The sequence below is a fragment of the Bradyrhizobium roseum genome (genome assembly GCF_030413175.1).
Lineage (GTDB): Bacteria > Pseudomonadota > Alphaproteobacteria > Rhizobiales > Xanthobacteraceae > Bradyrhizobium > Bradyrhizobium roseum.
In genome coordinates this window covers 871,131-897,960 of record NZ_CP129212.1, presented here as the reverse complement: position 1 = coordinate 897,960, position 26,830 = coordinate 871,131, and the positions used below count along the sequence as shown (strand labels likewise).

Genomic DNA, 26,830 nt, shown 5'->3' with positions numbered 1-26,830 from the left:
GACCATACCTGACATCCTGTGTCAGGTATGGTTTAAGGAACCATGCGCGCGAGCCGGCTGCTTTCGATCCTCACCACCCTGCAGGCGCGGGGACAGGTCACCGCGCCTGCACTCGCCGAGGCTAACGAGGTTTCGGTGCGCACCATCTATCGCGACATTGATGCGCTTGCCGCCGCCGGCATTCCCGTCTACGCCGATCGCGGCGCGGAAGGCGGCTATCGCCTGCTCGACGGCTATCGCGTGCGACTGAACGGACTGTCGCAGCCGGAGGCCGAGGCGCTGTTCATGACGGGCCTGCCGGGTCCCGCCGCCGCGCTCGGCCTCGAGCCCGCGATGCTGGCTGCGCAGACCAAGCTGATGGCGGCGCTGCCGGCCAGTCTGCGTCCGAACGCCGGCCGGATGCAGGAGCGCTTTCATCTCGATGCGCCGAGCTGGTTTGGCGAATCCGAGCAGCCAAAACATCTGCGTGCCATCGCGGGCGCTGTGCTGCGCGAAAACCCGATCGAAATCCGCTACCAGAGCTGGCGGGCCGAGAAGCGCCGGCGCATCGCGCCGCTCGGCCTCGTGCTGAAAGGCGGCAGCTGGTATCTCGCTGGGCAGGTCGACGGCAGCGTGCGGACCTATCGCGTGGCGCGCGTGCTCGATTGCAACGTTCTCGACGAACGCTTCGAGCGACCCGCCGGTTTCGACCTCGCCGCCTATTGGCTTGCGGCGACCACGCGGCTCGAAGGCGAGATGCACCCGAACACCGCCACTGTACGGCTGTCGCCGTTCGGCATCAAACTGCTCAACGCCTTGAGCCAGCCATACGTGAAGACGCGCACCCGCATCGAGGAGAACGCCGATGCCGACGGCTGGCGGATCGCGTTCGTTCCGATCGGCAAAACGGTGTGGCATGCGGCGGCCGAACTGCTTCGTCTCGGCGCCGAGGCGGAAGTGCTGGCGCCGGCCGAGCTGCGCGACAAGATGACCGAACTGACGCAGGCCATGGCCGCGCGCTACCGGACGGCGCAACATGGTTACCAGGATCGAAAGACCCGGTCCCGCACCACGAAACATTCCTGAAACACGATTCTCCACGACGCGCATGAACGCACGGCGATTTCGATCCGACTGATGGGCAGGGACGCAACAACGGCCTCGCGCCAATCAAACCGGAGAGTATTTGAAATGTTTCGCAAGATGACCCTTGGACTGATCACCGCCGCCTCGCTCACCATTGCCGCTGCAGCGCCCGCTTCCGCCGGCGGCTTTTATCACGGCCATCACTGGGGCCACGGTTACGGCTATGGCTGGGGTCCGGCTGTCGGCGTCGGCATCGGCGGCCTCTATGTCAACACCGGCTTGAACGGCTGCCTGCAGCAGCGCTGGGTCGAAACCCGACGCGGCATGCGCCTGCGCACCGTGAACGTCTGCGCCTACTGATCCAACATTCAGGCGAGGATCCCGGCCGCCTTTCGTGCGGCCGGGATTTCTTGCCGTCCGGAATCCCGGCCAATTGACCATCGCCCGTGCGGGCCATATGGTCGCGCATGCGGTGCAAGCCGCTCCCGGGCCCGCGGGAAGGGTTGAACCCACTTGCAGCTTTCGAGCGACATCCACAGCCTTTGTGCAGCCGGTATTGCGGGCCTTCGGCGAAGTCATGCACGGAGGTGTTTTGATGAATCCGCTCCCCGATCGGCTGAACCTCGATCATCTGAAAAAGCAAGCCAAGCAGTTGATCCGCCTCTATCGAAGCCGCGATGCGGCGGCGATGGCGCGGTTTCGCAGCGCGCTGCCGGCTGCGGCAGGCCTCGGCGATGACGCTCTTTTGAGCTTGGGATTGCGCCTGCACGATGCGCAATCCTGCATCGCGCGCGAACACGGCTTTGCGTCCTGGCACGATCTGAAGCGCTACGTCGAGGTGCAGGCGGTGGCGCAGCAGGAGCGCGCCATTCGCGTGCTGCACTGGGCGCAGTTGCTTTATGCCGGAGACGTCAGCGGCACGGTCAACCGCGCAAACCCGCGCGTCGCGTTGCGGATTCTGGCCGATGATCCCGATCTGGCTGCGGGCGATCCCTGGCTTGCCTGCGCGATCGGTGACGACCGCGCGCTGCGGCAGGCGACACAGGCCGATCCCGCATGGGTCAACCAGTCGGGCGGCCCCCTGCGATTGCCGCCGCTTGTCGCCGTGGCCCATTCGAGCCTGCTGCGCGTGGAGGAGTTCCGCGAAAGGCTGCATCGCTGCGCGGCGTTGCTGATCGCTGACGGCGCCGACGTCAACCAGCGCATTCACAGCCGCTGGCCGCCGGGATCGCTGAGCGAACCCAATCAGAACTGTCCGCTCTCGACGCTCTACGGCGCGGCAGGCAGCAACCACGATCCGGTGCTGACCAGATTGTTGCTCGAAGCCGGCGCGGATCCCAATGACGGCGAATCTCTCTATCATTCGCTGGAAAACCCGGACTGCACGCGCCTGTTGCTGGAGCACGGCGCGCGTATCGCCGGAAGCAACGCGATCTATCGCGCGATCGATCTCGAGGACGCCACCGCGCTGAAATTGCTGCTGGCGCATGGCGGCGACCCGAACGAACCTGCGCAAAATCCACCGCTGACCGATTGGGGTTCGCCGCTCGCGTGGGCGATCTACCGCCGCCGGCCGCTTCACGCAAAAGCTCTGCTGGATGCGGGCGCCGACCCGTCGCGCGCTACGCGAGAAGGCATCAGTCCTTACCGTCTGGCGCTGCAGTTCGGGATGACCGAGGCCGCCGCCCTGCTGCAGGCGCAAACCGATGCGCCGGAAATTTCCGACGACGAACGCTTTGTCGCCGCCTGCGCGCGCAACGACGAAGCCAGCGCGCGCGCCGTGGTATCGCGACGTCCCGATCTGCCTTCTGGGCTGTCGGCCGCGCAACTGCGCCTGCTGCCGGACATGACTGCGGCGGGCGCTAATGATGTCGTGAAGCTGATGGTCCGACTCGGCTGGCCGATCGCGGTGCGCGGCGGCGACTGGGATGCGTCCGCGCTCAATCTCGCGGTGTTCCGCGGCGATGCCGGCCTGACACGTTTCCTGCTCGAACATGGCGCGAAATGGACGGAGCAGCATGGGCATCGCGACAACGCCTGCGGCACGCTCGGCTGGGCATCGTGCAACGAGCCGGTCGACGGCGGCGACTGGGTCGGCTGCGCGCGCGCCTTGCTCGATCACGGCATGCCCGGCGCAACCGCCATTCCTGACGATCCCGAACGGGTGCTGATCGCCGGCACACGAAAGCGGTTCTCCGAAGAGGTCACCGAGGAGCTGTTGGGATAACGGGTCACGCGAAGATGGGCGGGGCGAGCGATCGGCTCGCCCTATCCGCTACACCCTGCCCTTCAGCGCGTCGCCGATTTCGTCGAGCACCTTGGGATCCTCGATGGTGGCCGGCATGCTCCAGCTTTCGCCGTCGGCGATCTTCTTGATGGTGCCGCGCAGGATTTTTCCCGAGCGCGTCTTCGGCAGGCGGCCGACGGTGATCGCAAGCTTGAACGCAGCGACGGGGCCGAGCTTGTCGCGCACCAGCGCCACGATCTCTTTTTCAATATCGATCGGCGCGCGCGACACGCCGGCCTTCAGCACCAGGAAGCCGCAGGGCACTTCGCCCTTGATCGCGTCCTTGATGCCGAGCACCGCGCATTCGGCGACGTCGGGATGCGAGGCCAGAATTTCCTCCATGCCGCCGGTGGAGAGCCGGTGGCCGGCGACATTGATGATGTCGTCGGTGCGACCCATCACCCAGATATAGCCGTCCTCATCCTTGTAGCCGGCGTCCGAGGTCTTGTAGTAGCCGGGGAACTCGTTGAGGTAGGCCTCCTTGAAGCGCTCGTCCTGCTGCCACAGCGTCGGCAGGCAGGCCGGCGGCATCGGCAGCTTGATCACGATCGAGCCCATGGTGCCCGCGGGCACCGGCTTTGACGCCTCGTCGACCACGTCGACCTGGTAGCCCGGCATCGGCACCGTCGGCGAGCCGTGCTTGACCGGCAGCGTGCCCAGGCCCACCGGGTTGCCGGCGATGCACCAGCCGGTTTCGGTCTGCCACCAATGGTCGATGACCGGCACTTTCAATTGCGCTTCCGCCCACTCCACCGTCGGCGGATCGGCCCGCTCGCCGGCCAGAAACAGCGTCCGGAGTTTCGATAGATCGTATTTGCGGATGAACGATCCGTCCGGATCTTCTTTCCGAATCGCGCGGAACGCGGTCGGCGCCGTGAACAGCGCCACCGCCTTGTGTTCGGCGATCACGCGCCAGAACGCGCCGGCATCCGGCGTGCCGACGGGCTTACCCTCGTACATGATCGAGGTCGCGCCATGGATCAGCGGGCCATAGACGATGTAACTGTGGCCCACCACCCAGCCGATGTCGGAGCCGCACCACCAGACCTCGCCTGGCTTGACGCCGTAGAGATTGAACATCGACCATTTCAGCGCGACCAGATGCCCGCCATTGTCGCGCACCACGCCCTTGGGGATTCCCGTGGTGCCTGACGTATAGAGAATATAGAGCGGGTCGGTCGCCAGCACCGGCGTGCACGGCGCTGCTTTGCCGGCCTTGAGCGCGGCGTCCCGCAGCGTGGCCCAGTCGTGATCGCGCCCGGCGGTGAGCTCGCAGGTCTGCTGCGGTCGCTGCAGGATGATGCAGTTTTCAGGCTTGACGCTCGACAGCCGGATCGCCTCGTCGAGCAGCGGCTTGTACTGCACGATACGACCGGGCTCGATGCCGCAGCTGGCCGACAAAATGAGCTTCGGCTTGGCGTCCTCGATCCGGGTCGCGAGCTCTTTTGCGGCAAAGCCGCCGAACACCACGGAATGCACCGCGCCGATCCGCGCGCAGGCCAGCATCGCGAACACCGCTTCCGGCACCAGCGGCATATAGAGAATAACGCGGTCGCCCTTGGCGACGCCAAAATCCTGCATGACGGCGGCGAGCGTCTGGACCTCCTTCAGCATCTCGGCATAGGTGAATTTCGAGACCGAGTTGGTGAGCGGCGAATCGTGGATCAGCGCCAGCTGGTCGGCGCGGCCGTTCGCAACATGGCGGTCGAGCGCGTTGTAGCAGGTATTGACGACGGCGCCGGTAAACCAGCGGCCATACGCCCCCATCGACGGATCGAAGATCTTCTTCGCCGGTTCGATCCAGTCGATCTCGCGCGCCGCCTCGGCCCAGAACCCTTCCGGATCAGCCAGCGAGCGGGCGTGAACCTCGTGATACCGGCTGTTGCTCTGAATGTTCATGGCGCACTCCCCGACCGCCCGCGACTTCGTCTTGTCTGGGCGAATTTATTTCAAGCATTGTCACGGGAAGTTGCGCCAGATCAAGCCGGAACAGGCCGGACGGTCCGCCGAATCTAGTACCCGTCGATCCCGTTGATGCGCTGCAGGCGGTCGAGCATCGCCTTTTTCAGATCGTAGCCGGGCCGGCCGTATTCAGCGTTGCGGCGGGAGATGTATTCCTCCTGCTCGCGCTTGAGCTTGCGCGCCAGCTGCGGCGTCAGCTTCTCAGCGACTGTCCTGACATACGATCCCTGAACCTGGCGATCGAGATCGGCAAGTTCGGGGTTCGCGCAGATCGCCTTTTCGACCTTGCGGCGGGCGATGGCGCAATTGAAACTCGGCTTCCCGGCGACCGCCTTCAGCGCACCGAGCCGCTCCACCTCCTGCGCCAGCGCACGGTGGTTGGCCCGGGCCAAGACGTGATCCGGATTGAGCTTGATCGCCGCGGCGAAATCCGCCACCGCCTTCGGCAGGTCGCCTTTCTTGCGCCAGAGTTCGCCGCGCGTGTTGTGAATATCGGCGAGCGAGGGATCGAGCCGCAGCGCGCCGTCATAGTCGGCGATGGCGCGCTCGATCATGTCCTTGCGTTCATAGGCGCCGCCGCGCGCGGTCAGCGCCTTGACGCGGTCGGGCTTTTCCGTCTTGGCGTTGTCGATCAGCGCGCCACAGGCCACGATCGTCTTGTCGTCGTTACGCGAGTGCGCGGCGGCGAGGCAGAGCGCGGGGTCGACGCGCAAGTCCTTGGCGGGTTCGACGCCGGTCGCGGACGCACCTTCAGCAAATGCGACGCACAGCAAGGAAGCCGCAATCAGTTTGCGGATGTCGGAATGAAATCGCATCAGTCGATCCGGGAGTCTTGGATTAGCCCGCAATTCTAGCAAGCCGCCGGCTTTTCCGACAACGGGCACGGGCGCGTATCCGCTTTCGTAAGGGGATGAATTTGGGCCGAAACATGACGCGCGCGAAAACGGCTTCACCCGCACGTGAACGGATATGTCGATCACCCATGAACCTTTTGCGGGTCGAGCGGACTCATGAACCATGACCACATTGACCGACTTCAATCCACCGCGCAGCATTGCGCAATCCCAAACGGGCTACTTTTATTTTTACATGGCGCTGGCCTGCATGGCCGTCGCTTTTCTCGGCTTTGCGCCGACCTACTGGTTGCCGCTGGCGAAGCGCTCATTATCGGCTTCGCCCGTGGTTCATTTTCATGGACTATTGTTCTTCGCCTGGTCGCTCTATTTCGTCTTCCAGAGCTGGCTCGCTGCATCCGGCAAAGTCGCAAGGCATCGCGCGATCGGCATGATCGGCGTGTCGCTCTCGACCACGATGACGATCTTCGGCTTCCTGGTGGCCGTCCACGCGATGAAGCGCTCGGCAGAGATCGGAATGATCAATGAGGGCATTGCCTTCGCAATCGTTCCGCTCAGCGGAATTGCCTTCTTCGCCGTGGTGTTCGCGCTGGCGATTGCCGCCATCCGCAAGCCCGAGACGCACAAGCGGCTGATGCTGCTGGCCGGCATCTCGCTGCTCGACGCCGCAGTCGCGCGCTGGTTTCTGACCTTCCTTGCGCCTCCCGGACCGCTCGGTCCGCCACCGGTGCCGGTGACCATTCCGCCGGCCTTTGTCGCCTATCTGTTGCTGGTAATCGCGATGGTGTTCGACTGGCGCTCGCGCGGTAAGCCGCATCCGGTCTATGTCTACGGCGGCATCGCGCTGCTCGCGGTCAAACTCCTGAACTGGCCGATCAGCATGACGCCGCTGTGGCATTCCTTCGCGGGCGGTATCCTGGCGATGGCGCAATAGATCGACCGGATCCGGTGCTGGATTGATGGCGACATCGATCCAGCACCGGCACCGCGCCGAATTGAGCGCACAGGCATAGTGGAACGCTACGCGCCCGACTTGCTCGTGATGCCGCCGTCCACAATCAGCTCGATCCCGGTGACATATTTCGATTCGTCGGAGGCCAGAAACAGCGCGGCATGGGCGACGTCCCAGGCATCGCCCATGTGGCCCATCGGCACCTGCGCATCGCGCGCCCGCCACATCGCCTCGACATCGCCGGCCGAATAGCTGGCCGCCAATCCCGCCGAGTGCTCGACCATCGGCGTCTTCATCAGGCCCGGCAGGATGCAATTGACGCGGACATGGTCGCGCGCGAACTGCACGGCGGTCGTGCGCGTCATCTGGTTCATCGCTGCCTTCGAGGCGCCGTAGGTGACGTAGGAAATGCCGAGATGGCGGATCGAGGCGATCGACGAGATGTTGATGATCGAACCGCCGCCCTGCTTCTGCATCACGGGAATCACATGCTTCATGGCGAAATAGGCGCTCTTGAGGTTCACCGCAAAGACGCGATCCCAGCTCGCCTCGTTCACCTCGACGACGCTTCCCATTTCGGCGATGCCGACATTGTTGTCGAGCAAGTCGATGCGGCCATAGGCCTTCACGCACGCCGCCACCATCGCTTCGACCTCGGCCTCGCGCGAGACGTCGGCGGTGAAGGCGGTCGCCTTGCCGCCCTCGCCGGTGATGATGTCCGCGGTCTCCCTGGCTGCTGCGGCGTTGCGGTCGACGCAAAACACCTGCGCGCCCTCGCGCGCAAAGGTGACGGCGGTCGCCTTGCCATTGCCCCAGCCGGGACCGATCGAGCCCGCCCCCACCACCATCGCCGTCTTGCCCTTCAGCCGTTCCATCGACCTTCTTTTCCCGTATTCGTTCCCTTGTAGCCCGGGAGAGCGAAGCGACCCGGGATCCCGCAGGCAGTTTTCCCGGATATCGCTTCGCTCGGCGGGCTACGGATTTTTGCTGGTCCCCTATTTGGGCCGGGAAACTGGACGGATGGAGGCTCCGGGTCAACCTGTCCGATGAGCTAAAGCGAACCGGCGGGCATGCTGCTACAAGGGCCTTGCCACGGCTACCCAAAATGGACTGAATGCGGCCGCGAACGGCCTGGGGAACACCGGGTCTGGGAGTTAACGGGGTCCCCGGGGAAAGCATGGCCGCAGACAAGACATTGCCACCCAACGAAGAGATCGTTGCGGTATCCGATGAAGCGCTGCAGAAGGCGGAATCCTTCGTCGAGGCGGAAGAAGGCGCGGCCAACCGCCTGTTGGGATGGGCAGGGAAAATTTCGACCGCGATCGCGGTGGTGATGAGCCTGTTTCACCTCTACGCGGCCTACGCGATCGTTCCGACCCAGGAACTGCGCTACACCCATGTCGCCTTCACCCTGGTGCTTAGTTTCCTGCTGTTTCCGCTGGCGACGCGCTTTCGCAACCGCGTGCGCTGGTGGGATATCGTTCCCGGGATCGTCGCGGTCGCCACCATCGTCTATGCGCTGTGGGGCGGCGACGACTTCACCGACCGCGCCACCATGCCGGACCGCTGGGACGTCATCGTCGGCATTGTCTTCATCATCCTGCTGCTGGAAGCGACGCGCCGCACCACCGGCGCGATCATGCCTGTCGTTTCGCTCCTGTTCATCGCCTATGCGATGCTCGGCCCGCATCTGCCGGCGCCCTGGACCCATCGCGGCTATGACGTGGACCGGCTGATCGGCCACCTCTTCATCACGCTGGAAGGCATTTTCGGCGTCGCGGTCGACGTCTCGGCGACGCTGATCATCCTGTTCACGATCTATGGCGCATTCCTGCAGCAGTCCGGCGCCGGGAAATTCTTCATCGACTTCTCGCTGGCGCTGATGGGCGGCAAGCCGAACAGCGCCGGCCGCACGGTCGTGCTGTCGTCGTTCCTGCTCGGCGGTCCCTCCGGATCGGGCGTCGCCACCACCGTGATGATCGGCACCGTGGCCTATCCGATGATGGCGAAGGCCGGCTTCGAGAAGAATGCCGCGGGCGGCCTGCTCGCAGCCGGTGGTTTGGGCGCGATCCTGTCGCCGCCGGTGCTGGGCGCAGCCGCGTTCCTGATCGCCGAGTTCCTCAAGATCAGCTATCTCGACGTGATCTGGATGGCGACCATTCCGACCTGCCTCTACTACATGTCGCTGCTGTTCATGGTCGAACTGGACGCCAAGAAGTTCGGCGCCAGGGATGTCGACTTCAAGCCGGAAATGTCGCTCGGCGAAATGACGAAGCGCTACGGCTTCCATTTCATCTCGCTGCTGGCCGTGGTTGTGTTCATGGTGATCGGCTACTCGCCGTCGCTGTCGGTGTTCTACGCCATCGTTGTCACCTTCGCGCTTTCGTTCCTGCGCAAGGAAACCGCGCTGATGCCGGCCAAGCTGGTCAAGGCGCTGGCCGACGGCTCGATCGGCGCGCTGAACGCCGCGACGACCTGCGCCTGCGCCGGCATCGTCGTGGGCATCGTGACACTGACCGGACTCGGCCTGAAATTCTCGGCGATCGTCATCAGCTATGCCGGCGGCAGCCTGCTGCTCACGGCGATCTACACCTCGCTGATCGTCTGGATCATCGGCCTCGCAGTGCCGGTGACGGCCTCCTACATCATCTGCGCGGTCATCGCGGCGCCTGCGCTGATCAAGCTCGGCGTGCCCGACTATGCCGCGCACATGTTCATCTTCTACTATGCGGTGCTGTCCGAGGTGTCGCCGCCGACGGCGCTGTCTCCGTTCGCGGCCGCTGCCATCACCGGCGGCGATCCCTACAAGACCACGCTGCAATCCTGGAAATACACGCTGCCTGCGTTCCTGGTGCCGTTCGTGTTCGTGCTCGACCCGCAGGGCGTCGGCCTCCTGCTGTCGATCCCGAAGGGTGGATCCTGGGTCGATGTCCTGGAGATCACGATCAAGACGACCTTCGGCCTGCTAGCGCTGGCCTCCTTCGCCCAGAACTGGGCGCTGCGACAAAATACACCGGTCGAGCGCAGCCTGCTTCTGCTATCCGGGTTGCTGCTGGTGTTCCCGAGCCTGATCGAGGCGATCGTCGAATGGATCATCGGCCGCGATATCAGCTACACCTACGTCCCAGGCCTGATCATCGGCCTCGGCGTGGTGTTGTGGCAGGCCAGAACGCGGTCGCCAGCGCGGCCCGCTCTAACGACATAGTTAATGAAGGGATTGAGGAGACAACAATGAGAAAAACCACAGCCGCATTGGCGATCACTCTGGGGCTCGCCCTCGCGGGCGCCGCCTATGCCCAGCAAAAAACAATGTCGATCGGAACCGGTGGCACCGGTGGCGTCTATTATCCGCTCGGCGGCGCGGTCGCCAACGTGCTGTCGAAGAGCCTGCCCAACGTGCAGGCCACCGCCGAGGTCACCGGCGGCTCGGTCGACAATCTCAAGCTGATCGGCGCCGGCAAGAGCGAGCTTGGCTTCACCATGGCCGACGCCGCGCTCGATGCGCTGAACGGCGAGGACAAGTTCAAGAGCGGCAAGCTGCCGCTGCAGGCGCTGCTGGTGGTCTATCCGAACCGCATGCACGTGGTGACGGTGGAAGGCAGCGGCATCAACACCATGGCGGACCTCAAGGGCAAGCGCGTTTCGACCGGCTCGCCTGGCAGCGCCACCGAAGTGATGGCGTTCCGCGTTATCGAGGCTGCCGGCCTCGACAAGGACAAGGATTTGAAGCGCGAACGACTCGGCGTCGCCGAATCCGTCAACGCGGTCAAGGACCGCAAGATCGACGCGTTCTTCTGGGTCGGCGGCATTCCGACCGCCGCGGTGACCGACCTCGCAGCGACGCCCAACATCAAGATGAAGCTGATCGACCATGGCGACCTCGCCGAGAAGATGAACGCCAAATACGGCAAGCTCTACACGGCGAGCAAGATCAAGGCGGGCTCCTATCCCGGCTACGACAAGGACAATGCCATCACCGAGGTCTGGAATCTGATCGTCACCGGTGACAAGATGAGCAATGACGACGCCTACGCCATCGTCAAGACACTGGTGGAGAAGAAGGCCGATATCGTCGCCGTGCACAAGGAAGCCGAGAGTTTCTCGCTCAGCAACCAGGTGCAGGAGCGTTCGCCGATCCCGTTCCATCCCGGCGCGCTGAAATATTTCAAGGAGCAGGGCATCGGCAAGTAAGCTGCAAATAGTCGGCTCGCTTCTCTCAGCACACACCTCGATGACCGCGGTCCGTCATGGGCCGCGGTCATTTCTTTTGGTGGCGGGAACCAGCCCAGCCACCGGGACGTTCGCGACCGCCGCGAGCCTCGGCGGTGCGCTCAGCACGGCGGTGTGCGCCGCATCATCTCTGCTTCTGCGAACGAGTTACGAACACCGCGCCGCCGACAAGCGAACACAGGCGTTAACACGCCACGCGGATCAAGATCAGCCCAGGCGAACAGGCGCTCGCTGAAGTTCATGAAACGGAATGGTTTTCTACGCACGCGCGCAGTGCAACGCCATCGCAGCCATTTCGTCGGCGGTCTTAACCCTGTTGAAGTAATCCTGGGGCTTCCCGCAAAATTCCATTATTGCGACCTCAACGCGGATGTACCACTGCCATCGGGGTATTTGATGGAGGGCGGGGATGGAGCAAGTCAACATCAGCGAACATGCGCGCGCGGCGCATTTCGGACATCGCAAGCTGACACCGCGGGCCTGCGTCATCGACAGCAAGAAACATCTTCGGCTGTTTCTTTCCGATGCGCTCGAGGATCTCGGCTTTGTGACCTGCGAGTGCGGTCAGGCCGGCGATCTGGCGGGCCTGCTGCAGACCGAGCACCCGGACTTGATCTTGCTCAGCGTATGTGTCGACGGCATCAATGTCGGCGAAATTCTCGAAGCCATCGTGCGGAAGAATTTCGGCGGCAAGGTGCTCGTCATCGGCCAGCCCGACTCGATCATGGTGAAGGCGGTCAGGCAAATCGGCGACGAGTACGGCATCGCCATGTTGCCCTCATTGCCCACGCCGTTCGGCGCGGCGAGCCTGCGCGCCAGCGTCGCGGAGTTGCTGCCCGCCGAGCCGGCGCCAAGCCCGGCGGTCGATGTCGCCGAGGCGCTGAAGGCCGGCTGGCTCGAATTGTGGTACCAGCAGAAGATCAACACGCGCTCGCTGGCGCCTGGCGGCGCTGAAGCGCTGGTCCGGATGAGACATCCCGCCTGGGGCGTAGTCCCGCCGGCCTATTTCATTCCCGACGACAAGGACCCGCATTTTCGAAAACTGTCCGAATTCGTGATCGGCCGCGCCATCGACGACTGGCGCTACCTCCTGGAGAGCCAGGGCCCGGTCGATCTCTCGATCAACCTGCCGGTGGCGTTTCTGGGCGACGGTGCGGCGGTACGCGATCTCTGCCGCGCCATACCGGCGCACCCCGCCTTTGGCGGGCTCTTGATCGAAATCGACAGCGGCGAAGCCAACGAACATGCGGACCTCGTCCTGGACGCCGCGCGTGCCCTGCGCCTGCACAACATCGCGCTCTCCGTCGACCATGTCGGCGCGGAGTGGCCGTCTTTGCTGGAGCTTCCGAGTTTTCCGTTCGCCGAACTCAAGGTCGACCAGCAATACATCAACGGCTGCGCGGACGACCGCCTGAAGCAGACGGTGTGCCGCAGCATCGTCGAACTCGCGCACGACAACGGTGCCCGCGCCATCGCGCAGGGGATCGAAACCCGCGCCGATTTCCTGGCCGCGCATGATATGGGATTCGATCTCGTGCAGGGCCACCTGTTCGGCAAGCCGGTGGCGGTGCGGAAGTTTGCGCGTTCCCGCCCTCAGCTCGCACCCGGCTCCGACAAACCTTCCTGACCCAACCTCAATCGAACTTCATGTCGATGCATTTCGAAATATCGGAGCCGAGGCCGGATGAAATGATGATGCAGCCGCGTACTTTCAGATTGTTGTTGTCGCTGGCCCACACCGCATAGCCGCCGGGACCGAAGAACGAATTGGTGTTCGGCGGTTCGGTTTCGGTGGCGTCGAACGAATAGCTGGAATCGGCGTCGAAGATCCGCGGCTTCTTAGCGCAGCCTCCGTCGGCCTGCACGTTGATGACTTCCTTGTTGTCGCGCGTCAGCGCCAGCGAGACCTGGCAGCGGAAATATTCCGACGTCTTGGTGTTGAACACATACGCATAGGATTTGCAGGTCGAGGTATTGAGCTTGCCCGCGCTCAGGCCGCGGCTGCAGGAGATGCGCTGGTTGTTCGAGAGCTTGAAATCGTTGGCCGCCGTCGCCTGGGCCAGCGTCATGAACGACAGCGCAACACCAAGACCGATCTTCACGACGTGGTTCATCCTGACCATCCCTATGACGTCCTTCGCAATGCATGATTGTAGCTTGAAAGACGAACATAGTCGCGAAGCCGCACGCGGGAAATCACAAAGTCTCAACACTTGCCAGAAGGCCTGTGCAATGCGTCGAATGTGCCAATTGACGGCGCGACACCGTTCGTGATTTGTTCAAAACACGGGGCAAGAGGCCGAAGGGTCACGGGGAGGATGGATGATGACGGGCATTTCAACGAAGACGGTTTTGGCGATGGCCGTCCTGGCGGGTTTTTCGACTGGCGCATTCGCGCAAGGCGCGACGCCGACACCGTGGGAGCTGAAGTCCGATATGGGCTATGCCTACGGCAAGGACGGCAAGACGGTGTCCTACAAGATGGGCACTAACAATGCCGGCATGCTGCTCAAGGGCGCCAAGAAGGTGCCGAAAGGCACCCTGTTCTTCGTCGGCGAGAATGGGCAGCTCTACATGCGCACCGGTCCCTATCTCGAGGACGACGGCAGGTTCAAGTTCGGGGCGAATTGAGGGCGACTCCTCCCTTCTCCCCTTGTGGGAGAAGCTGCCGGAGCGAAGCGGAGGCGGATGAGAGGTATGTCTCCGCGAATCGTTCCCGTTGAGAGAACCCCTCATCCGGCGCTTCGCGCCACCTTCTCCCCCAAGGGGAGAAGGGAAACTAAAACGCTGCCGCCAATTCCTTCGCACCAGGTTTGTTGCTGTTGAAATCCATCCGCTCGTCGGTGACCGCGAGCAGCTTTGCCACCGTATTGTGGCGGATTGCGACGGGGTTGCGCTCGTATCCGCCGCGCTGGAAGAAGTTCGAGGTCGGCACCTGTTCGCGCATTGCCTGCGGCATGGTCACCATGTCGAAACCGGTGCCGTCGCCGGTGAGGTTCATCATTTCGAGCTCGGCGGCCGAAAGCGGACGGTTATAGCCCTTGGCGCGCGCAAAATTTACCGATGTCAGCAGCTTGTGGGTCTGCAGCATCGGCCCGACGTCGATATCGAGCACCATGGCGTGCACCGCCCAGCCCTGCGGGGTGCTGGCGAGCTTTTCATGCTCGGACCAGGTGTCGGGCACCGTTTTCGTAAACGCCACCATCTTCTTCAATACCGCGAGCTTGCGCTCCATTGCCGTGCGCTGCGCGCCGGAGAGCGCCGAAGCCCGCGCCGTCAATTCCTTGATGAATTCGTGGCCCTGCTCGGCCAGCAATTCGACGCTGTTGGTGGTGAGCAACTGGTTGTAGCCAATCGCCGTCGAGATCGCGCGCGAGCCGGGGCGCGAGGCGCTCAGGCCTGACTGCATATCGTGATTGCCGGTGCCGCCGGTCTCGAACGAATAGACCCGCACCACCTGTTCGCGCGTCAGCCCCGCGGCCAGCGCGTAGCGGGCATAGGCGCGCTTGAACTCGACCTCGGATGACGGCCGCTGCGGCACGAACTGGAACTGCTCCGCGGCGGCCTTCAGGAAATCGGCGACCACCGGGATTGCCTTGCGCTCGCGCGGCGGCTTTTCTGCCTCGGGCTCCGGATTCACCGGGGCCTTCGGACCGCTGTAGACCGGCGGCTGGGTCAGCACATAATCGTTGAGCGCAATGGCCTGGCGTTCCCGCCGCTTGGCATTGCGACCCTTGCGCTTTTCCGAGATCAAGGACCAGTAGGCCCCCGCCTCCTGCTCGAACGCCGCACGGGCTTCCTGGTACTCTTTCAGCTTGCGGCGATATTCGGCGATCGCCTGCGGCGAAGCCGCTTGCGCCATCGCGTTAGCGGTCGAGAGAGGGAATATTTCCGCCGCCTCCATCGCAACAGCAGGCGGTGCGCCAGCGAGCAACGCGAGCACGACAAATCCGGACCTCAAGCGAATCAACCGCAGGCGCATACGGCTCTTGTAGCAAGGACGCGGCCCAAGTCAGCCCCGAAACGGCGCGACCTTTTTGCCTCTGGCCATGTGGCAACGCAGTTTCAATGGGTTGCGAGGATCGACGCCGGCCGAATGCGTCATGTCGCCACCTTCAGCGCCGTCCCTCGGAACATTTCGGACAGACGCCATCCGCACAGTCGCCTAGCTGTCTGGCCATTTCGACCAATCGAGTGTCGTGGTCCCAGTTGGCGTCGGCGATATTGGTCAGACGGTGCGAGGCATGGGTTTCTGCCGCGTCATCGCCAATGCGGATCGTCACGTCGGGATGGAACGGGCAAACCGTGACGGCACGCGTGCTCATCAAGGCTTCGCGAACAACGATTTTCATATCGTCAGTCATGGCATAATTCCGCAACGCTGGTTTGCGATCATATTACCGCCGGTACGACGCAGAACTTGATGCAAATCAACGGCGATGCGGAAAACTCCCGACGAGGTCCGGCATCACTCTTGCTCGACGCCGCTGGCTTTCACGAGCTGCGACCACTTTTTCTCGTCCTTGTCGATGAAGTCGGCATAGTCTTCCGGCGTTCCGGGTGTGATCTCGGTGCCATCATTGCCCAGCTGCTTCTTCACCTCGTCGGATGCGAGCGCATCGCGCAGTGCCTTGTTCAGCTTGTCGATCACCGGCCGCGGCGTGCCGGCGGGCGCAACCAGGCCGTAGTAGAGCGAGGCGTCGAAGCCGGACAGGCCCGCTTCGATCATCGTCGGCACGTCGGGCAACATTCCCGTGCGGGCGACACTGGTGACCGCGAGCGCGCGCAGCTTGCCGGCGGAGACGTTGGGATGCGAGGCCGGGATCGGCGCGAACGCCATCGGAATGTGGCCGCCGAGCAGATCGGTCAGCGCCGGGCCGGTGCCCTTGTAGGGAATGTGCACCAGCTTGATGCCGGCGGCACGGGCGAAATATTCGCCGGTGATGTGGCTGGCGGTGCCGGCGCCCGCCGAGCCGAAATTGACCTTGTCCGGATTGGCCTTTGCGTAGGCGATCAGTTCGGCGACGCTCTTGGCGGGAAACGATGGATGCACGACCAGCGAATTCGGCGCGTTGCCGATCATCCCGATCGGCGCAAAATCCTTGCGCGGATCGTAGCCGGGGCTCTTGTAGAGCGAGGGACCGATCGCCAGCGTGCCGGTGTAGCCCAGCAGCAGCGTGTAGCCATCCGGGTCGCTCTTGGCGACGGCCTTGGTGCCGACCGTGCCGCCGGCGCCGGGACGATTGTCGACCACGACCTTCTCGCCGAGCACGTCGCTCATCTTGTCGGCAATGGCGCGGCCGACGATCGATGTGCTGCCGCCGGGCGCAAACGGGATCACCAGCGTGACGGCGCGCACGGGATAGTTTTGCGCCTGTGCTGCACCGGTCGCTGCGCCCAAGCAGAGAATGGCGGCGGCAACGCAAAGCCAGTTTCTGAGCATGTCGAGCGAACTCCCGGAGTTATTTTCTTATTGGCCAGGACATCGTCGCCGAAACCATACACCTGCGCAACCCGGCAGATCGGAGCTTCCGTCATTGCTTCGCTTCGCTCGCAATGACGCGCCCATCTACTTCCACGCAAATACCGGCTGTTCCAGTTCCGCAACGCGGGTACTTCTTCCCGCCAGCACTTCAGCAAATTGATAGATCAACGCCGCCGTCGGCGCGTGGATATGCTGGCCGGCATGACGGAAGCGGATCACCCGCCGCGTACTTTCGGGGATCGTGGTAAAGCTGAAGGCATCCCCACGCTCGATATCGTCGAGCGCGATACGATGCACCGAGGCGACCTCTCCCGGGTTCGGAACCAGTTCGGTGCTGGTGCTCACCCAGACCACGACGGGCGTGATCAGATAGCCCGACCGGGTCGGATAGTCGTCGAGCAGGCCGAGCACATCGCCCTCCCCGAGGCCGACGCCGAGTTCTTCATGCAGTTCGCGCAGCGCGGCCTGCGCCTGCGTCTCGCCCTGGTCGCAACGCCCACCCGGCAGCGCCCACTGCGCGGCGTGCGAGCGCAAGGTCGCGGCGCGGCGGGTCAGCAAGAAGGTCGTGCCGCCACCGGCTTCGCCCTCGGTCAGCGCGATGGCGACCGCCGCGCGCTTCAGCCCCGGCGCAGCGTCGCCCGAAGGCGCCCGCGTGAATGCCGCACAGAGCTCTGCGATATTCCGCCGGGTGGTATCGTCAAATGACCGGGCCATCCTGCTTGACTACAACACAAGCGCATCAGATGAAATGACACGGACCGCATGACAACCCGCAGGGAATGGACAGCACGATGACGAGCAAAGCCGCGGACAAACTCAAATCCGACGGCTGGAAAATCGTCGAAACCACGGGTTTCCTGCACCTGATCGGGCCGCTATGGCAGCGCGTGGTCGACGACACCCACGAATACGCCCTCGCCACCGAGGACAAGCACCACAACCGCCGGGGCCTGGTGCAGGGCGGCGTGCTCATGACGTTTGCCGACCGCACCTGCGGCATGACGGCCCGGTACGTCTCGGGCAAGCCGACACTGGCGACCGTGCAGCTCGATACGCATTTCGTCGAAGCCGGCAAGATCGGCGAGATCCTGATCTCGCGGCCGCACGTGGTACGCTCCACCCGCAGCCTGATCTTCATCACGACCGAGGTGACCGTCGACAAGCGCTGTATCGCGATGGCGAGCGGCGTGTTCAAGATATTGAAGAGCGAGGGCTGAGGCCACCGACTTTCCACGTCTAGCCGCTATGCTTCCAGCGTTACGGAGAGGACACACCCGATGCAATATCGCCACCTCGGCCGCAGCGGCCTGAAGATTTCGCCGATCTGTCTCGGCACCATGATGTTCGGCGGCCCCACCGACGAGGCGACGTCGTCGCGGATCATCGCTAAAGCCAGCGAGGCCGGCGTCAACTTCATCGACTCGGCGGACGCCTATAATGGCGGACAGTCGGAACAGGTGGTCGGTCGCGCCATCTCCAACAACAGGCAAAACTGGATTCTCGCGACCAAACTCGCCAACCAGCTTGGCAGCGATCCCAATCGCGGCGGGCTGTCGCGCCGCTGGGTGCTGCAGGCGGCCGATGAAAGTTTGAAGCGGCTCGGCACCGATTTCATCGACATCTATTATCTGCACAAGGAAGACCATGCGACTCCGCTGGAGGAGACGGTTCGCGCCATCGGCGACCTGATGCGCCAGGGCAAGATCCGCTATTTCGGCGTGTCGAATTACCGCGCCTGGCGCGTCGCCGAGATCTGCAACATCTGCGACAATAACGGCATCGACCGCCCGATCGTCAGCCAGCCCTATTACAACGCGATGAACCGCATGCCCGAGGTCGAGCATTTTCCGGCCTGCGGCTATTATGGACTCGGCATCGTGCCTTATAGCCCGCTGGCGCGCGGCGTGCTGACCGGCAAGTACAGACCGGACGCAGAACCCGACAAGGAGACGCGCGCCGGCCGCGCCGACAAGCGCATGATGCAGACCGAATGGCGGCCGGAGTCGCTGCAACTCGCCCAACAGATCAAGCAGCATGCCGAAGCCCGCGGCATCACCGCCGGACAGTTCGCGGTGTCATGGGTGCTGAACTCGTCGTTCGTCTCGGCTGTCATCGCCGGCCCCCGCACCGAGGCACAATGGGATGATTATCTGAAGGCGATCGACTATCGCTTCACGGCCGAGGACGAGGCGCTGATCGACCGGCTGGTGGTGAGCGGCCATCCCTCGACGCCGGGATTCAACGACCCCGGCTACCCGATTGAAGGCCGGCGGGCGCGGACCGATAGCTCGCCCCGCTGAACGGCCAGGCCGGCCTGCGGCAATTCACAACTTGGTGTGCTTCCTTTGGAGTACAACGTACGGTAATAGGATGGTAACAGTGGGTGTGAAAGACTTCCGCATCAATGCGGAGGTCCAGGCCATGGACGAGCACAGAATCGCACCCCGGCGGCGGCTGTTGAAAGGCGGCAAGATTTCATTCAGTAACGGCGCCGTTATCGACTGCACGATCCGCAATCTCTCCGACACCGGCGCTGCCCTCGACGTCAACTCTCCAGTCGGCATTCCCGAACGCTTCATGCTGGTGGTGGAAGCCGACCACCGCCATCTGCCGAGCCGCGTCGTCTGGCGCAAGGAGAGGCGGATCGGCGTCCATTTCGAGAACTGACCGGCGAACCACGCGGCCCCGAAATGCCGGCGGTGTTGTGGCGGCCACCCCTCACCTATTTGCCGCGGGGAACCGGATGACGCCTGGCTAATTCGTCGAGCGGCAGATGCGCCTCCGCGTCATCAAGTGTGAAACGAACGATGACATCCTGCCGGCCCACCTGGCCCCAGAGCCCATCCGACGACCATTTCTGCGGCATTGGCCCGCGCAGACCTTCGACCCAGACAAAATACCATTCCGTCATGGCTGCACCCTTCGGGCCACAGTCAGCAGGACAACGCCACGTGGCCACTTCGAGAAGATAAGACCGGCCGCGCGTCAATCCAGATGCGCCGCGGCCTGATGGCCGACAGCCGATCAGAACACAACCCGGCGACCCACGCCAACAGGCGGTCTTTCGGACGGCGCGAATTAGGCTACGCTGTGGCGATGAACTGGCTCCTGGTCACGGCCGCCCTGGCCTGCACTCCCGGCGACCGTCTGGTCGACCTGCGCGACAAGATTCCGCGGGGCCTGAACTCGATCTACCTCGTGGTGACCGTCGACCCCTTCTACGCCCGCTTCTACATCTACCAGCCGGGATTTCCGGACAGCGTCCAGAATTGCTGTGGCAACAGGCCGACTTCCGTCATCAAGGTGCCCGTCATCGACGGCCGGTACTGCATCCGGCAAAGCCAGCCGCAGATGAAATGGACGGTGCGGGCGATGTTCGTGCCCGATCTTCAAATGTAGGGGGTTCAAGCTGGCGCAGCCTCACGCGACTTGCGCGCTTGGCCATGCAAGCCGCCAGGCGACGCCGGCGGCTCGGCTCCGGTTGAACCGTTTGCGGCCCTGCCGAGACAAAATCCGCATCGCCCGTTGGAATTTCCCGTCATGAGCCCGTCAGAGCCAGCCGCCCGGCCGGCCTCAAAATCCAGCCCTGCCCGCCGCCTCGCCGTGGCGGTAATGTTGAGCGCGCTGGTGTTCGCCGTGCTGTGGATCATGGTGTTCAGCATGATCACGTCGCTGTTGATCGGCGCCGGCTGCTGCGTCGTGATCGTGGCGGCCAGTTCGCTGTCGAATGTAATCGACGTGCTGCTCGACGCGGTAGCGACCGTGCTCTTCGGCGTGCTGGCCGTCATCGCGGGGATCTTGGGGGCGATTTTCAGCCTGTTCAATTTTTAGGATTGCCGTGGCGCCACAAGCCGCTCATGGGGCTATGCGTGCCGCCCGCTATTCCCGACCGAACCGCACCGCTACAACCGCTCCACATCATTCACCGGCCGCGCCGCCCTGGCGGGACGACCGGGCAACAATAAGAACAGGGGTTGGAACGCCATGCAGGGTAAGGTCATCGCGCTGGTTGCAGCGGCATTGGGATGTTTGGCTGGGGGACCGGCCTCGGCGGGATGGCCGGAGGACAAGCCGATCGAGGTCGTGATCGGGTTTGCGCCGGGCGGCGCCACCGACGTCATGGCGCGCAAGCTGCTGCCGTTCGTCGAGCAGAAGCTCGGCGGCAAGGCCAAGTTCGTCGTGCTGAACAAGCCCGGCGCCGGCGGCGAGATCGCCTTTGCCGGAATCCAGCGCGCCGCGCCCGACGCCTATTCGATCGGCGTGGTCAACGTGCCCGGCTACAATTTCATCCCGATGACGCGGAAGACCCAGTACAGCATGGACGAGATCCGCCTGATCGCGCGCGTGGTCGACGACCCCAGCGTGATCGTGGTGCCGGCGGACAGCAAGTATGCGACGCTGGCCGACGTGCTGGCGGCGCTGCGCGCCAAGCCGGGCTCGGTGACGTTCGGCCATAACGGCGCGGGCACCAACGGCCATCTGGCGATCCGCATGATGGCGGGCGCCGCCAAGGTTGAGCCCAACGAAATCTCCTACCGCGGCACCGCCGTGCAGCGCACCGATCTGCTCGGCGGCCATCTGGAGGTCGGCATGGTCAGCGTCAGCGAAGTGCCCGAACTGCACGGCGGCGGCAAGGGCACGCTCCGCGCGCTGGCGATTCTTTCCAAGCAGCGCGCGCCCGTGCTGTCCGACGTTCCGACGGCAGAGGAGCTGGGCGTCGCGGTGACGATGACCGCCGAACGCGGCTTTGCGGTGCCCAAGGCCATCCCCGACGACATCGCCAAAAAGCTCGAAGCCGCCATCGCGGAGGGCCTGCGCGACCCCGAGTTCATCAAGGCCTCGCCCGCCGATGCCGCCGTTCTCGCCTTCATGCCCGGCGCCGAATGGCAGAAGCGCCTCGACGACATGAACAAGGCGCTGCAGCCGTTTGCGGACGTGATGAAGGCGCAGGAGCAGAAGTGAGGCGTGCGCCGGATTGCGGGGGTCCCAAACAAAAACATCGAAAACAACCCCATGCAAAGTAGCCGGCGATGGCCGTCTGAGGTCTGGTTCGAAACTTGACATGTCGGGCAAATCAGCGGCACAAGTTCATCATCCCGGAAATGGCTGGATGATGGTGTGCGCGCAACATGCATGCGCTTGCGCGACGGTAGCCCGCATGAGCGCTTGCGATATGCGGGGGCTTCCGTAGACCCCGGATATCGCTTTCGCTCATCCGGGCTACGAATTAGTACTATTTCGAAGTGAGTGCCAGCGCCGCCTGGATGTTACGGCCGGTGCGTTCGATGTGTTCACGCAGGATGCGCGTGGCGTCGCGGGTGCGGCGCTCGATCATCGCATGCGCGAGGGCGGTGTGCTCGACGGGCACGTTACGGTCCGGCGCATTCTTCTTGAGAAAAATCCGGCGGTAGCGGTCGCTCTGGTCGTGCAGGGTGGCGCAGAACTGGCGCAGCAGCGGCATCTGGCACGCGGAGATCAGCTCGGCATGGAAGGCGCGATGCGCGGTTTCCCACACCTCCTGCTCGGCCGCAGAGCGCGCGCCGCGCTTGCAGCGGCTCAGTCGGTGCAGCGCCGCCAGGATGCGGCCTTCCCAGGCGACGTCGCCGTGTTCGATCGCTTCCTTGATCGCGAGACCCTCGAGTTCGACGCGCAGCCGGATGATCTCGGTGAGGTTATCCGCGGAGACCGGCGTGACCCGGTAGCCGCGCTGGTCGATCAGCGCGACCAGCCCGTCATTTTCCAGACGGCAGAGCGCCTCGCGCAGCGGGCTGAGGCTGACGCCGAAGGCGGTGCGCAGTCGGTCGAGATTGAGCTTGCTTCCCGGCAGCAACTCGCCGCGCATGATCGCGTCGCGCAGGCGGGTGACCAGCGTCGTCGAGAGCGTGGCGGAGGCCGGAACGGCGGAGGCGCGGGCGTCGCTCATGATGCGCTCAGGTTACCGGCCCGAAGCCGTAAAGCAAGGCGGGGTTATCGACCAGAGCGAGCTGCTGGGTGCGGCGGTCCGGCAGCCACAGCGGAATCAGATCGACCAGGTCGCCGTCGTTCGGCATCGGCACCGGACAGATCGGATGCGGCCAGTTGCTGCCCCACAGGATGCGATCCGGCCGCCGCGCAACGACCTGTTCGATCATCGGCAGCATGTCGCGATGCGGATAGGGTTTTGACGACAGGCGATAGAGGCTGGCGAGCTTGATCCAGCAGCGATCGGTATCGAGCAGCCGCAGCAGCGTTTGGAACGGTTCGGAGGCGACGCCCTCGGCGGCGCTGATCCGCGCGAGATGATCGAGCACGAACGGGCTTTTGATCTGCAGAAGCTGCGGCGCGACCTCCACCAGTTCGGTGGCCTTGTTGAAATGCAGCACGAGATGCCAGCCGAAATCGAAGGTCTCCTCAGCCAGTCCGCCGAGATGCGCGAACGAGGCGCCGCCGCTCACCACGGTCGACATGCGGCAGCCGCGCATGCCGCGCCGGTGCATGTCCTGCAGTTCGGCGCGCGGCAGGCCGGACGGGACCACGGCCACGCCGCGAAGTTTTTCGGGATGGCGGTCGAGCGCCGCCAGCGTGGCGCGGTTGTCGGTGCCATGCGCGCCGCCGTGGACGATGACGGCGCGATCGATGCCGAGCGTGGCGTGAAGCTGCATCAGGTCGTTACAGGTGCAGTCCTCCGGCGTGTAGCTGCGCGCGTCGCTGAAGGGAAATTCGGCCTGCGGCCCGAAGACGTGAACATGCGTATCGCAGGCGCCCGGCGGCATCGCGAACGCCGGCCGCTTCGGATGACGGTCCGGGCCGGGGCAAGGCTTTGCTGTGCCGGATCGGTACACGCGTATCCTCCTCGTTGACGGCTTGCTAACTCTGCCGGAACGGCATCGAAATACCGGTTTGACCACGCCGCCGATTGCGGTCAACCTAAAATCGACGAAACACAAAAAATCGATTATTCGGAGAGACGAATGCGGTATCTCATTTCCGCTCTCGCGGCGCTTGCCATGGGATCGCTGTTTGGCCAGCCGGCGCATGCCGGATTCCCCGAGCGCGGAGTCAAGATCGTGGTCCCCTTCCCGGCCGGCGGATCGAACGACGTGGTGGCGCGCATGTTGGGAAACCGGTTGTCCGAGATCTGGGGGCAGTCCGTGGTGATCGACAATCGCGGCGGCGGCGGCGGCAATATCGGCGCCGAAGCGGTGGCGCGTGCGCCGGCCGACGGCTACACGCTGCTGCTGGCGGCGCCGGGGCCGCTGGTCGTCAATCAATCGCTGTATTCGAAACTGTCGTTCAACCCGGCGCAGGATTTCACCCCGATCGCACTGATCGCATCGGTGCCGATCGTGCTGGCGGTGAATCCGGGCGTGAAGGCGACGACCGTGTCCGAACTGATCGCGCTGGCCAAGGCGTCGCCGGGCAAGCTGAATTTCGGATCGTCCGGTCTCGGTTCGACCAATCACCTGGCCGGCGAACTGTTGAAGGCGCGCGCCGGCATCGACATCATGCACGTGCCGTATCGCGGCGCGGCGCCGGCGATGAACGATTTGATCTCCGGCGAGATGCCGATGATGTTCGACAACATGCCGGCCGTTCGTCCGCAGGTGCAGGGCGGCAAGATCCGCGCGCTGGCGGTGGCCGGCGCCAAGCGCTCGCCGCTGTTTCCCGAGCTTCCGACCATGGCCGAGGCGGGCGTGGCGAATTTCGAGGCGTCGTCGTGGTTCGGCCTGGTCGCGCCCGCCAAGACGCCGCCTGAGGTCACGAAGGCGCTGATCGAAGCCGTGAGCAAGGTCATGAGCGAGCCTGACATGGCAAAACGGCTGGCCGATGTCGGCGCCGAGCCCGGCGCGTTGTCCGGCGACGCCTTCGGCGCGTTCCTGCGCACCGAGGTCGACAAATGGGGCGAGGTGGTAAAAACCTCAGGCGCCAAGGTCGAGTGAACCGGCACCAAGACAAGGATGAGCAGCGCATGACGAAGAAGCCGGCGTCACTGGACGAACTGAAGTCCCGCTATGACTCCATGATCGGCTTCACGCCGCCCAAGATCGCCAAGCGATTAGAACTCGGCCTGCGCGTCGATCCCGATCTGGTGACGGCGCTGGAGGATTGGCGCATCGCGGCGCTGACGCCGGATGCACTGGACCAGAAGACCGTGCAGCTGATGGCTTTTGCCATCCTGCTGGTGCAGACCTCCGAAGCCGCCGCCAACCACGCCAAGGCCGCGATCAAGGCCGGCGCCACGCTGGAAGAACTGCACGCCGCCGCCGGTATCGCCGCACTGTTCCGCGGCGTGGCGGCGTTCAACATGGCTGGGGAGATTCTGGCGGGGCTGTTTCCAGAGTGAGCGGCGCGGTGCGTTACTCGGCGGTAGCCCGCTTGAGCGAAGCGAGATGCGGGATCGGCGTTCACAACACCCCGGATATCGCTGCGCTCATCCAAGCTACTCGGCTGTCGCCCATACTCTCCGCCGTCATTCCGAGGCATCGCGCAGCGATGAACCCGGAATCCAACCAACGGCTGAATTCGTCGTGAGTTAGATTCTCTGATGTGCAATTGCACATCATAGTTCGCGCTCCGCGCGCCCCGGAATGACGACGGTGGACGTGCTCAAGGTCGTGCGCTCGCCTGAACTCGTGGCCCGCATGAGCCAAGCGATATGCGGGTTCAGCGCTGACATCACCCCGGATATCGCTCCTCATCCAGGCTACGATTGCACCGGCTTTGCGTGCGACGAGTGTGGGGTCCAGCATTAAGGGAAACGCAAATCCAACCGGGTAGGATCGGGACAGGCTTGACCTCGCTCCATCGGAAGGAGGAGCCAAATGGAAATGCTCCTCGGGCTGGTCGTCATGGCCGGCGTACCGGCCTATTTCGTGGCCCAGCCGGTGACGATCGTGCGCTGGCCCGGCGGCTGGCGCCTGGCGGCGCTGGCGCCGCTGCTCCTGACCGCGCCCGCCCTTTGTTTCAGCCTGCTCGCGCTGTACCAGGGATCCAATTTGTGGCCCCTCGCCCTGATCTTCGCTGCCGCGCTCGGCACGGTCTACCTGGCGGCATTGTGGCTCGCGCGCTGGTGGCTCTATCAGTAGATCGAAGTTTTCCGGTATTTTCGCCGTGGATTATGATGATTGCAGTACGTTGCGCGGCAATCTGCATCAGCAACGATGTGCTAGGATCGGCACGACTAGGACCCGGCTATCGCTTCACTCATCCAGGCTACGCTTGCTAAAAAATGGACGTCACGTAGTTCTCGCCAACAATTCCTTGGCTGCCTTCGTCACAAAGCCTGCTGTTAATCTACCCGCGTGATATGCGTCAGCAAGCCCCTCGGCTGTCCCGAGTTGCCTGAGACCGCCCGCGATTTCATCGACCAGCACCGTGAGAATTTTGTGATATGCGCTCAGCTGTCCCTTAGCGGCCAGATCGCCTGCCTCAAGAATAAATTCCCGATACTGCGGAAATAGCCTTTCAAGCCTGAAGTACAAATGTGACTGCTCTATCAGATCGGGTTCATCTCGACCTAATTGCTTCAGCCAGAAGCCCACGTTGACGAACCATTGTTCGCCAAATCCCTTCTGGACTCCGATGAGGGTTAGAACCGCATCTCCCGGAAGCCGCATCAGACTTCCACGCCGGGTGAAACCATGCTGCTGTAAAGCCGCGAACAGGCCCGTTCTGAACTCTTGACCTGTCATCATTGCCAACTCGATAGAGTGATCGCAGGAAAAGGCGACGGGCGTTGTCGCTTTACATGACACCGACGCGGTTGTTCACCGCGGTCCATAGCGTTTCATGTAGCGTGGGATCGGGAATCGAACCACCGGCACTTGGTGGGTAGAAGCATGGTGCCCAGGGGCGGGATCGAACCACCGACACTGCGATTTTCAGTCGCATGCTCTACCAACTGAGCTACCTGGGCATACCCGGACGGCCCAAAGGCGGTGCGAGCGGGCGGTTTATAGAGAGGTCGGGAGCGCATGTCCACCCGGCTTCGCCTTCGGCTACGCCGGGCGCGGCCC

At 63.7% G+C, this 26,830-nt stretch carries 29 protein-coding genes and 1 tRNA gene; 17 read left to right on the top strand and 13 right to left on the bottom strand.

What is annotated here, in order from left to right; all coding sequences use genetic code 11:
* Nucleotides 1–42 precede the first annotated feature (42 nt).
* From QUH67_RS04115 to QUH67_RS04105, 3 genes are all read left to right on the top strand, one after another.
* Nucleotides 43–1,065 carry a helix-turn-helix transcriptional regulator gene (locus tag QUH67_RS04115; protein ID WP_300945370.1) on the top strand — a complete coding sequence of 341 codons (1,023 nt, stop codon included), beginning with the start codon at nt 43–45 and terminating at the stop codon, nt 1,063–1,065.
* 105 nt (nt 1,066–1,170) lie between these two features.
* On the top strand, nt 1,171–1,425 hold the full coding sequence (locus QUH67_RS04110; RefSeq protein ID WP_300945369.1) for a hypothetical protein: 255 nt from the start codon (nt 1,171–1,173) through the stop codon (nt 1,423–1,425).
* A gap of 235 nt (nt 1,426–1,660) precedes the next feature.
* The gene (locus tag QUH67_RS04105) at nt 1,661–3,292 is read left to right on the top strand and encodes an ankyrin repeat domain-containing protein (RefSeq protein WP_300945368.1); all 1,632 of its coding nucleotides are present in this window, start codon (nt 1,661–1,663) and stop codon (nt 3,290–3,292) included.
* A 48-nt stretch (nt 3,293–3,340) separates the two neighbouring features.
* Here the strand turns inward: QUH67_RS04105 and QUH67_RS04100 are convergent, their stop codons facing one another.
* Both QUH67_RS04100 and QUH67_RS04095 read right to left on the bottom strand, forming a co-directional pair.
* Complete coding sequence (locus tag QUH67_RS04100) at nt 3,341–5,251, bottom strand: propionyl-CoA synthetase (protein ID WP_300945367.1); 1,911 nt, start codon at nt 5,249–5,251, stop codon at nt 3,341–3,343.
* A gap of 113 nt (nt 5,252–5,364) precedes the next feature.
* A complete protein-coding gene (locus QUH67_RS04095) occupies nt 5,365–6,129 on the bottom strand; it encodes a tetratricopeptide repeat protein (RefSeq protein WP_300945366.1) in 765 nt (254 codons plus the stop codon).
* Nucleotides 6,130–6,331: 202 nt separating this feature from the next.
* Here QUH67_RS04095 and QUH67_RS04090 point away from each other — a divergent pair, with 202 nt between their 5' ends.
* Complete coding sequence (locus QUH67_RS04090) at nt 6,332–7,102, top strand: hypothetical protein (RefSeq protein ID WP_300945365.1); 771 nt, start codon at nt 6,332–6,334, stop codon at nt 7,100–7,102.
* A gap of 86 nt (nt 7,103–7,188) precedes the next feature.
* Here QUH67_RS04090 and QUH67_RS04085 read toward each other — a convergent pair whose 3' ends face one another.
* Nucleotides 7,189–7,995, bottom strand: coding sequence for an SDR family NAD(P)-dependent oxidoreductase (locus QUH67_RS04085; RefSeq protein ID WP_300945364.1), 807 nt, complete (start codon nt 7,993–7,995; stop codon nt 7,189–7,191).
* A gap of 302 nt (nt 7,996–8,297) precedes the next feature.
* Here QUH67_RS04085 and QUH67_RS04080 point away from each other — a divergent pair, with 302 nt between their 5' ends.
* The 3 genes from QUH67_RS04080 to QUH67_RS04070 all read left to right on the top strand — a co-directional run bounded on the left by QUH67_RS04080 (nt 8,298) and on the right by QUH67_RS04070 (nt 12,977).
* Entirely contained in the window at nt 8,298–10,325 is a 2,028-nt protein-coding gene (locus tag QUH67_RS04080) for a TRAP transporter permease (RefSeq protein WP_300945363.1), read from the top strand.
* Nucleotides 10,326–10,351: 26 nt separating this feature from the next.
* Nucleotides 10,352–11,311, top strand: coding sequence for a TAXI family TRAP transporter solute-binding subunit (locus tag QUH67_RS04075; RefSeq protein WP_300945362.1), 960 nt, complete (start codon nt 10,352–10,354; stop codon nt 11,309–11,311).
* A gap of 448 nt (nt 11,312–11,759) precedes the next feature.
* Entirely contained in the window at nt 11,760–12,977 is a 1,218-nt protein-coding gene (locus QUH67_RS04070) for an EAL domain-containing response regulator (protein WP_300945361.1), read from the top strand.
* A gap of 7 nt (nt 12,978–12,984) precedes the next feature.
* Here the strand turns inward: QUH67_RS04070 and QUH67_RS04065 are convergent, their stop codons facing one another.
* Entirely contained in the window at nt 12,985–13,464 is a 480-nt protein-coding gene (locus tag QUH67_RS04065; RefSeq protein WP_300945360.1) for a hypothetical protein, read from the bottom strand.
* A 211-nt stretch (nt 13,465–13,675) separates the two neighbouring features.
* On the opposite strand from QUH67_RS04065, the gene QUH67_RS04060 reads away from it, so the two are divergent.
* Nucleotides 13,676–13,981 carry a hypothetical protein gene (locus tag QUH67_RS04060; protein WP_300945359.1) on the top strand — a complete coding sequence of 102 codons (306 nt, stop codon included), beginning with the start codon at nt 13,676–13,678 and terminating at the stop codon, nt 13,979–13,981.
* 148 nt (nt 13,982–14,129) lie between these two features.
* Here QUH67_RS04060 and QUH67_RS04055 read toward each other — a convergent pair whose 3' ends face one another.
* From QUH67_RS04055 to QUH67_RS04040, 4 genes are all read right to left on the bottom strand, one after another.
* Entirely contained in the window at nt 14,130–15,332 is a 1,203-nt protein-coding gene (locus QUH67_RS04055) for a hypothetical protein (RefSeq protein ID WP_300945358.1), read from the bottom strand.
* A 133-nt stretch (nt 15,333–15,465) separates the two neighbouring features.
* Complete coding sequence (locus tag QUH67_RS04050; RefSeq protein WP_300945357.1) at nt 15,466–15,714, bottom strand: hypothetical protein; 249 nt, start codon at nt 15,712–15,714, stop codon at nt 15,466–15,468.
* 104 nt (nt 15,715–15,818) lie between these two features.
* Entirely contained in the window at nt 15,819–16,793 is a 975-nt protein-coding gene (locus QUH67_RS04045; protein WP_300945356.1) for a Bug family tripartite tricarboxylate transporter substrate binding protein, read from the bottom strand.
* A 126-nt stretch (nt 16,794–16,919) separates the two neighbouring features.
* Entirely contained in the window at nt 16,920–17,549 is a 630-nt protein-coding gene (locus QUH67_RS04040; protein WP_300945355.1) for an NUDIX hydrolase, read from the bottom strand.
* Nucleotides 17,550–17,626: 77 nt separating this feature from the next.
* Here QUH67_RS04040 and QUH67_RS04035 point away from each other — a divergent pair, with 77 nt between their 5' ends.
* From QUH67_RS04035 to QUH67_RS04025, 3 genes are all read left to right on the top strand, one after another.
* Entirely contained in the window at nt 17,627–18,052 is a 426-nt protein-coding gene (locus tag QUH67_RS04035) for a PaaI family thioesterase (protein WP_300945354.1), read from the top strand.
* A 60-nt stretch (nt 18,053–18,112) separates the two neighbouring features.
* A complete protein-coding gene (locus tag QUH67_RS04030) occupies nt 18,113–19,135 on the top strand; it encodes an aldo/keto reductase (protein WP_300945353.1) in 1,023 nt (340 codons plus the stop codon).
* Nucleotides 19,136–19,256: 121 nt separating this feature from the next.
* Nucleotides 19,257–19,502, top strand: a complete 246-nt coding sequence (locus QUH67_RS04025; protein WP_300945352.1) for a PilZ domain-containing protein — start codon at nt 19,257–19,259, stop codon at nt 19,500–19,502.
* A 55-nt stretch (nt 19,503–19,557) separates the two neighbouring features.
* Here the strand turns inward: QUH67_RS04025 and QUH67_RS04020 are convergent, their stop codons facing one another.
* The gene (locus QUH67_RS04020) at nt 19,558–19,746 is read right to left on the bottom strand and encodes a hypothetical protein (protein WP_300945351.1); all 189 of its coding nucleotides are present in this window, start codon (nt 19,744–19,746) and stop codon (nt 19,558–19,560) included.
* Between the two features lie 185 nt (nt 19,747–19,931).
* Here QUH67_RS04020 and QUH67_RS04015 point away from each other — a divergent pair, with 185 nt between their 5' ends.
* From QUH67_RS04015 to QUH67_RS04005, 3 genes are all read left to right on the top strand, one after another.
* Nucleotides 19,932–20,234: a hypothetical protein gene (locus QUH67_RS04015; protein WP_300945350.1), complete on the top strand. Its 303-nt coding sequence runs from the start codon at nt 19,932–19,934 to the stop codon at nt 20,232–20,234.
* Between the two features lie 141 nt (nt 20,235–20,375).
* A complete protein-coding gene (locus QUH67_RS04010) occupies nt 20,376–20,666 on the top strand; it encodes a hypothetical protein (RefSeq protein WP_300945349.1) in 291 nt (96 codons plus the stop codon).
* 153 nt (nt 20,667–20,819) lie between these two features.
* Nucleotides 20,820–21,797 carry a tripartite tricarboxylate transporter substrate binding protein gene (locus QUH67_RS04005; RefSeq protein WP_300945348.1) on the top strand — a complete coding sequence of 326 codons (978 nt, stop codon included), beginning with the start codon at nt 20,820–20,822 and terminating at the stop codon, nt 21,795–21,797.
* A 271-nt stretch (nt 21,798–22,068) separates the two neighbouring features.
* On the opposite strand, the gene QUH67_RS04000 is transcribed toward QUH67_RS04005, so the two are convergent.
* Together QUH67_RS04000 and QUH67_RS03995 are read right to left on the bottom strand one after the other, a co-directional pair.
* Nucleotides 22,069–22,758 (bottom strand): GntR family transcriptional regulator, encoded by a 690-nt coding sequence (locus QUH67_RS04000; RefSeq protein ID WP_300945347.1) that lies wholly within the window; start codon nt 22,756–22,758, stop codon nt 22,069–22,071.
* Between the two features lie 7 nt (nt 22,759–22,765).
* Nucleotides 22,766–23,656, bottom strand: coding sequence for an amidohydrolase family protein (locus tag QUH67_RS03995; protein ID WP_300945346.1), 891 nt, complete (start codon nt 23,654–23,656; stop codon nt 22,766–22,768).
* Nucleotides 23,657–23,785: 129 nt separating this feature from the next.
* Here QUH67_RS03995 and QUH67_RS03990 point away from each other — a divergent pair, with 129 nt between their 5' ends.
* From QUH67_RS03990 to QUH67_RS03980, 3 genes are all read left to right on the top strand, one after another.
* The gene (locus tag QUH67_RS03990) at nt 23,786–24,754 is read left to right on the top strand and encodes a Bug family tripartite tricarboxylate transporter substrate binding protein (protein ID WP_300945345.1); all 969 of its coding nucleotides are present in this window, start codon (nt 23,786–23,788) and stop codon (nt 24,752–24,754) included.
* Nucleotides 24,755–24,783: 29 nt separating this feature from the next.
* Entirely contained in the window at nt 24,784–25,158 is a 375-nt protein-coding gene (locus QUH67_RS03985; protein ID WP_300945344.1) for a carboxymuconolactone decarboxylase family protein, read from the top strand.
* A 478-nt stretch (nt 25,159–25,636) separates the two neighbouring features.
* Nucleotides 25,637–25,900, top strand: coding sequence for a hypothetical protein (locus QUH67_RS03980; protein ID WP_300945343.1), 264 nt, complete (start codon nt 25,637–25,639; stop codon nt 25,898–25,900).
* A gap of 150 nt (nt 25,901–26,050) precedes the next feature.
* Here QUH67_RS03980 and QUH67_RS03975 read toward each other — a convergent pair whose 3' ends face one another.
* Complete coding sequence (locus QUH67_RS03975; protein WP_300945342.1) at nt 26,051–26,509, bottom strand: DUF4304 domain-containing protein; 459 nt, start codon at nt 26,507–26,509, stop codon at nt 26,051–26,053.
* A gap of 145 nt (nt 26,510–26,654) precedes the next feature.
* Nucleotides 26,655–26,730, bottom strand: a tRNA-Phe gene (locus QUH67_RS03970).
* Nucleotides 26,731–26,830 lie beyond the last annotated feature (100 nt).